This window comes from Streptomyces sp. NPDC048434 (assembly GCF_043200375.1).
Classification (GTDB): domain Bacteria; phylum Actinomycetota; class Actinomycetes; order Streptomycetales; family Streptomycetaceae; genus Streptomyces.
The window spans coordinates 58,376-64,579 of the sequence record NZ_JBICXQ010000004.1 but is presented as its reverse complement, the minus strand read 5'-3'; the positions used below and the strand labels follow the sequence as shown (position 1 = coordinate 64,579).

At 69.2% G+C, this 6,204-nt stretch carries 5 protein-coding genes; 1 reads left to right on the top strand and 4 read right to left on the bottom strand.

All coding sequences use genetic code 11. The features are described from left to right. Window positions 1-116: 116 nt before the first annotated feature. The 3 genes from ACGFWI_RS06095 to ACGFWI_RS06085 all read right to left on the bottom strand — a co-directional run bounded on the left by ACGFWI_RS06095 (window position 117) and on the right by ACGFWI_RS06085 (window position 4,016). Window positions 117-1,607 carry a SufS family cysteine desulfurase gene (locus ACGFWI_RS06095; protein WP_393904712.1) on the bottom strand — a complete coding sequence of 497 codons (1,491 nt, stop codon included), beginning with the start codon at window positions 1,605-1,607 and terminating at the stop codon, window positions 117-119. After that, complete coding sequence (locus tag ACGFWI_RS06090) at window positions 1,594-2,976, bottom strand: family 2B encapsulin nanocompartment shell protein (protein ID WP_393904711.1); 1,383 nt, start codon at window positions 2,974-2,976, stop codon at window positions 1,594-1,596. Before ACGFWI_RS06090 ends, ACGFWI_RS06095 begins: the two co-directional genes overlap by 14 nt. Window positions 2,977-3,593: 617 nt before the next feature. After that, on the bottom strand, window positions 3,594-4,016 hold the full coding sequence (locus tag ACGFWI_RS06085; RefSeq protein WP_393904710.1) for a MarR family winged helix-turn-helix transcriptional regulator: 423 nt from the start codon (window positions 4,014-4,016) through the stop codon (window positions 3,594-3,596). A gap of 170 nt (window positions 4,017-4,186) precedes the next feature. On the opposite strand from ACGFWI_RS06085, the gene eno reads away from it, so the two are divergent. Then, the gene (gene eno / locus ACGFWI_RS06080) at window positions 4,187-5,464 is read left to right on the top strand and encodes a phosphopyruvate hydratase (protein ID WP_393904709.1); all 1,278 of its coding nucleotides are present in this window, start codon (window positions 4,187-4,189) and stop codon (window positions 5,462-5,464) included. A gap of 209 nt (window positions 5,465-5,673) precedes the next feature. Here the strand turns inward: eno and ACGFWI_RS06075 are convergent, their stop codons facing one another. Then, a complete protein-coding gene (locus tag ACGFWI_RS06075) occupies window positions 5,674-6,054 on the bottom strand; it encodes a peptidase inhibitor family I36 protein (protein ID WP_393904708.1) in 381 nt (126 codons plus the stop codon). Window positions 6,055-6,204 lie beyond the last annotated feature (150 nt).

Below are 6,204 nucleotides of genomic sequence, written 5' to 3'. Positions count from 1 at the left end.
GTGTAATTATTCCCCGGGGCCCTACCCCCCGGGGGGTGTGGCCCCGTGGGGCTGATGGGGGGGGGGGGGGGGCGGGCGGGGGGGGCCCGGGCCCCCACCCCGTACGGACAGCAGGGTCAGGCGGTCTGCTGCAGCCGGTGCAGCGACGCCACCAGCTTGTCCACCTCCTCGGATGTGTTGTAGAGCGCGAGCGAGGCACGCGCCGCGCTCTCCAGGCCGTAGTGGGCCAGCGCTGGCTGGGCGCAGTGGTGGCCGGCGCGGACGGCGATGCCGTCGCGGTCCAGCCATTCGGCGATCGTTGACGGGTCGTGGCCGGCGAGGGTGAAGGTCAGTACGGCGATTCTGTCGGGCGCTGAGCCCAGCAGCTCAAGGCCGGGAATCGTGGCCAGGGCTTGCTGTGCGTACGCCATGAGCGAGGTCTCGTAGGCGGCGATGGCATCGCGGTCGAAGGAGGTCAGCCAGTTCAGCGCGGACAGCAGACCGACCACGCCGGAGATGTGCCCGGTTCCGGCCTCCAGGAGGTGGGGTACGGGGGCGTAGGTGGTACGGGTGAAGTCGACCGACTCGATCATGTTGCCGCCGCCCTGCCACGGCGCCATGTCCCGCAGGATCTCCGGCTTCGCGTACAGGGCGCCGATGCCCGTCGGGGCGAACAGCTTGTGACCGGAGAACACATAGAAGTCGGCGTCCAGATCCTGCACATCGACAGGGAAGTGCGCCACCGCCTGTGCCCCGTCCACCAGAACCTTGGCGCCGTAACGGTGGGCGAGTGCGGTCATCTCGCGCACGGGCGGCACGGTGCCCAGCACATTCGACGCCTGGCTGACCGCGACGAGTTGGGTGCGCATGGACAGCAGATCGGCGTACGCGTTGAGGTCGATCTGGCCGTCCGGCTGCAGTGGTACGGGTACCACCCGGGCACGGGTCTCCTTGGCGACCAACTGCCAGGGGACGATGTTCGAGTGGTGCTCCAGTACAGGCACCAGGATGTCGTCCCCGGGGCCGAGGTTGGCCCGTCCCCAGCTCTGGGCGACGAGGTTGATCGCCTCGGTGGTGCCGCGTACGAAGACGATGTCGTCCGGTGACGGTGCGCCCAGGAACTGGGCGACCGCCGCCCGGCCCGCTTCGTATGCCTCGGTGGCTTCCCGGGCCATGGTGTGCGCACCACGGTGGATGTTGGAGTTGGCGGATCCGTAGAAGCCGGCCAGTGTCTCGATCACCTGGCGGGGCTTCTGTGTGGTGGCCCCGTTGTCCAGCCAGACCAGTGGGTGCCCGTTCACGGTCCGGTGCAGGATCGGGAAGTCCCGGCGCGCCAACTCGGGTGAGAAGGCCGCGGGTTGGCCGGGCAGGCCGGTGGGTTGTACGGACCGGGTGGTGGGCTGTACGGGTTCGGTAGCGGGTTGTACGGGATGGGCGCTGGACCGCGCGGCAGTCCGGGCGGCCGGGTCAGCGGTGGCCGGGTCCGTGGGTGCGTCCGTGACCGTGCTCATGGCCAGGGCTGTCGCCGGTGCCGTAGCCGGATCGGCAGACGTCAGGCCGCCGGCGAGAGGGTTCGGTGCCAGAGCCGTGTTCGGCCACGCGCCCCCGGGAACGTCAGGAATAGTCATGGTAGTTGGAGACCTCGACGTTCTGGAGCACGGCGAGCGCGTCCTCCACCAGCACCGCGGTGTTGAAGTACGCCGTCATCAGGTAGGACGTGACGCCCTTCTGGTCGACGCCCATGTTCCGCATCGACAGGCCGGGCTCCACCTCGTCCTCGACCTTCGCGGGACGCAGACCCACCACGCCCTGCTCGGCCTCGCCCGTGCGCATCAGCAGGATCTCGGTGGTGCCGATGCCGGCACTGCCGGAGAACCGCACCTTGTCCGAGGGGAGCAGCGGGACGCCGCGCCAGGTCAACAGCGGGCTGCCGAACCGGTTGTCGATGATCGGGGGCACACCCCGGCGCGTACACTCCCGGCCGAATGCGGCGATGGCCCTGGGGTGTGCGAGGAAGTAGGCGGGCTGCTTCCAGACCCTGGTCAGCAGCTCGTCCAGGTCGTCGGGGGTCGGGGAACCGCTGCGCGCCTGCACCCGCTGACCGGGGGCCACATTGTTGAAGAGGCCGAATTCCGGGTGGTTGAGCAGCGAGGCCTCCTGCCGCTCGCGCAGTGCGTGCACGGTGAGGTTGGACTGGGCGCGGGTCTGGTCGATGGGCCCGTTGTAGAGGTCGGAGACCCGGGTGTGCACGCGCAGCACGGTCTGGGCCAGGGTCATGTGGTACTCGCGGGGGGTGTCCTCGTAGTCGACGAACGTCATGGGGAGTTCGGGTTCGCCGACATGGCCGGCGCTGAGGTCGACGGGTACCTCGGCGCCCGGCAGGACGCCGTCCGCCGAGAGGTAGGCGTCCAGCCATCCCCGTACGGTCGCGTCGCGGTCGCACAGTCCGGCGAGCACGCTGCGTTCGACGCACAGTGCCACGCCGGGTGTGAGCGCCCTGACGCGGTACGGCATGGGCTCGGAGCGGGTCCAGGCGTCGAGATCGAAAAACTGGCCGTCACCGATCACTTCGAGTACGGCGTCCTCGCCGTAGCGGCCGCTGACCCGCTTCTCGGCGCGACCCTGGGCGATCACCCACAGCTGGTCGTGGGAGTCACCGTCCTGGGCCAGCATTTCCCCGGCCTCGAAGGTGACTTCCGTGAAGGACCCCGCCAGTTCGGAGAGCAGCGCGTCGTCGGCGTCCCGGAGGTAGGGCAGTTCCCTCAGGTCCCCCGGGATGATGCGGGGCGAACCGCCGTCGGTGTGGGTGCTGATGCGATCGTCGCCGAGCACGTAGGTGCGGCGGCGGTTGACTCGGAAGACTCCCGATTCGACATCCACCCATGGCAGGGCGCGGAGCAGATAGCGCGGGGTGATGCCGCGCATCTGCGGGCTGGTCTTGGTGGTGGTCGCGAGTTGCCGTGCCGCATCCGGGCTGAGACTTGTCTGGTCGTTCACAGGACCTCCTCGACGACAGGCGCGCCGGTCGGCCGTGACACGGCCGAACGACCCGCGGGAATCTGATCGTCTGATCGAAGTCCGTCGCCCGCAACCAACCCTTTGCCGGTGTTCGGCCTGAAATGCTCGCTGCACGAACTTCGCAATTCAGTATATCTGTACGGCTACTTGGCGTTGTGGCGCCGCTGCTCTGCGTGCGCACTCCGGGATCTTCCGCGTGGTGGCTCCTGAGCGCCGTCCCCCCCACTTCTCCCAACACCTGATATGCGACGTGATTTACCCTCATAACAGTGCTTGGCGATTCTTAAAGGATCGCTTATGCAGGGGGAGTTGACGCGCCGTCAGCGATGCGCGGAACGTCACGGCGACATCTCCTCCGGGTGTCGTCCTCCGCCTCAGGGGCGTCGCGCCGGGGGGCCTGGAGGAGGTGCGCTCGATACGTCTCAGGACGTCTCCGGCGTAGGCGCCGAGGTGGCTGTCGGCGGTGGCGTAACCGTTCAGAACGGGCGAGGCGTCCTGTATGTCGCCGGTGACCTTCCACGGCGCGTCAGTCGCGGCGATGCGCAGTTCGCCCGCCTCGGTCAGACTCCGGCTCCGCCCCTGATCCGCCGGACAGGCTAGTGCGCCGCGAGCCTCTCCACCAGCCCAATCCCCCGCGCCAGCAACTCCCGCTCGCCTTCCGTCAATTCCGCCTCAATGGCCCGCGCAAGCCAATCCGCCCTGCGCCCCCGCTCCTCCTCCAGCAGCGCCTGCCCCGCAGAGGAGAGCTCGACCAGGCTCTTGCGGCCGTCGGTCGGATGCGCCCGGCGCGTGATCAGCCCCTGCTCCATGAGCAGTCCAACGGCTCGGGCCATGGACTGCGGGCGCACCCGCTGATCGGCCGCCAGGTCGCTGGTCGTCATCGCACCGCTGCGGTCCAGCGCACCGAGGACGGCCACCTGGCCGAACGGCATCTGGTCCTCGAGCTTCACGCGCCGCGTGAGCTTTCCCATCGCGGTGCGCAGTTCGGCCGCGACGGCGGCGGATTCCGGAAGGGGCATACCGAATTTTAACGCAGCACAGCTGCACACCAGGACTGCGCAGCAGGGCTGAACAGCAAAACTAAACAGCACAACTGCACAGCACTGCTGTAGAGTGTCCTGTGCCGGGTCCAGCGCCACCGTCGCCGCAGCCGAACCCCGGCACGCATGCGACAACGGGGAGGACTCCCATGACCGCCATCACCTCCGTCACCGGCCGCCGCGTCCTAGACAGCAGGGGCAACCCCACCGTCGAAGTGGACGTGGAACTGGCGGACGGATCCATCGGCCGGGCTTCAGTCCCCTCCGGCGCTTCGACCGGCGCCCGCGAGGCCGTCGAACTCCGCGACGGCGACCCGGCCCGCTGGCACGGCAAGGGCGTCGATCACGCGGTACGCCACGTCAACACGGAGCTCGCAGCCGCCGTCACCAGTCGCGAGGCCGAGGACCAGGCCGGCCTCGACGCCGCCCTCGTCGCCACGGACGGCACCCCCACCAAGTCCAGGCTCGGCGCCAACGCGATCCTCGGGGTCTCCCTGGCCACCGCCAAGGCCGCAGCAGCCGCACACCGCCTGCCGCTCTACCGCTACCTCGGCGGCTCCGACGCCCGGCTGCTGCCCGTACCGATGATGAACATCGTCAACGGGGGCGCGCACGCCGACAATCCCCTGGACTTCCAGGAGTTCATGATCGCCCCGATCGGCGCGGAGACCTTCGCCGAGGCCGTGCGGATGGGGTCCGAGATCTTCCACACCCTGCGCCGCGACCTCCTCGCCGCCGGGCACTCCACGGGCGTGGGCGACGAGGGCGGCTTCGCACCCGCCCTGCGCACCGCCGAGGAGGCCCTCGACTTCGTGGTGACCGCCGTCGAGCGCACGGGTTACCGGCCGGGCACGGACATCGGGCTGGTCATGGACCCCGCGTCGTCCGAGTTCTTTCACGAAGGCGTCTACGACTACACCGGGGAAGGAGTACGGCGCACTCCCGCCGAACACGCCGACTACCTGGTCAAGTTGATCGACGCCTACCCCATCGTGTCGATCGAGGACCCGATGGCCGAGGACGACCTGACGGGATGGCGGGACCTGACCGCACGGGTCGGTGCGCGCTGCCAGCTCACCGGTGACGACGTGTTCTGCACGAACGAGACCCTCCTGCGCGAGGGCATCGGCTCCGGCGTCGCCAACTCGGTCCTGGTGAAGGTCAATCAGATCGGCACCCTGACGGAATCCCTGGCCACCGTGAACGCCGCCCACCGGGCGGGCTACACCGTCGTCATGTCGCACCGCTCGGGAGAGACGGAGGACACGACGATCGCGGACCTGGCGGTGGCCACGGGCTGCGGCCAGATCAAGACCGGATCACTGTCCCGCTCCGACCGCACCGCCAAGTACAACCAACTCATCCGCATCGAGGAACAGTTGAGCGACAGTGCCCAGTATGCAGGCGCGGAAGCGCTGCGCCGCTAGGGTCTCTCCGCCGGACAGGCCCTGGCCACCCGGACTGACAGCAGCAGGTCAACGGGCTTCGTCACGACGACGGCCACCGTCGAGCCGGGTGGCAAGGACGCGGATCCCGGGCGGGGCCCGCGTCTCCGGCCCTGGACGCGAATTCAGGAGCCGTCTTCTCCGGGCCGAGGGGCCGCGGAGGCGTGGCTACTGAACCGCGCCGGTGTCTCCTACTGAGGCTTGAAGGAGCGGATCTGGTAGCTGCCCTGCAGGTTGCCGCCCGCGCCGGCGGGGGTGGACCCGACGCGCGCGTGGTAGTTGGTCTGCGTGTAGTACTGCACGCGGTGCCTGGTGCTGTTCCATACGGAGCGCACATGCTGTCCCCGCTGGATGAAGGAACAGTCGTCGGCGGTGTTCGCCTTGCTGGACTGCGACCACTGGCAACGGGTTCCCCCACCGTTCCAGTCGCTGTAGATGCAGAAGTACCCGGGCGTGCAACGGAAGGCGGCCGGGCGGGCGGATGCCGTGGGGGTCGCGGTCGCGCTGGGCACGGTTCCCAAGGCGGCGGCCAGGGCGGCTGCGGCGACGACGAACGAGCGGATGTGGCGCATGGGAAGAACTCCCTTTCCTCGAAGGTGGCCGGCGGGGCAGGACTGCTCCGGACCGGCTGGGAAGAATCGCGGACGGGCAGGAAGGCCACGCCGGGCCGGCGACAGCGGGCGGCCGGCTGCGAAGCGTCACCAGTATGGTTCGCGCCCGTG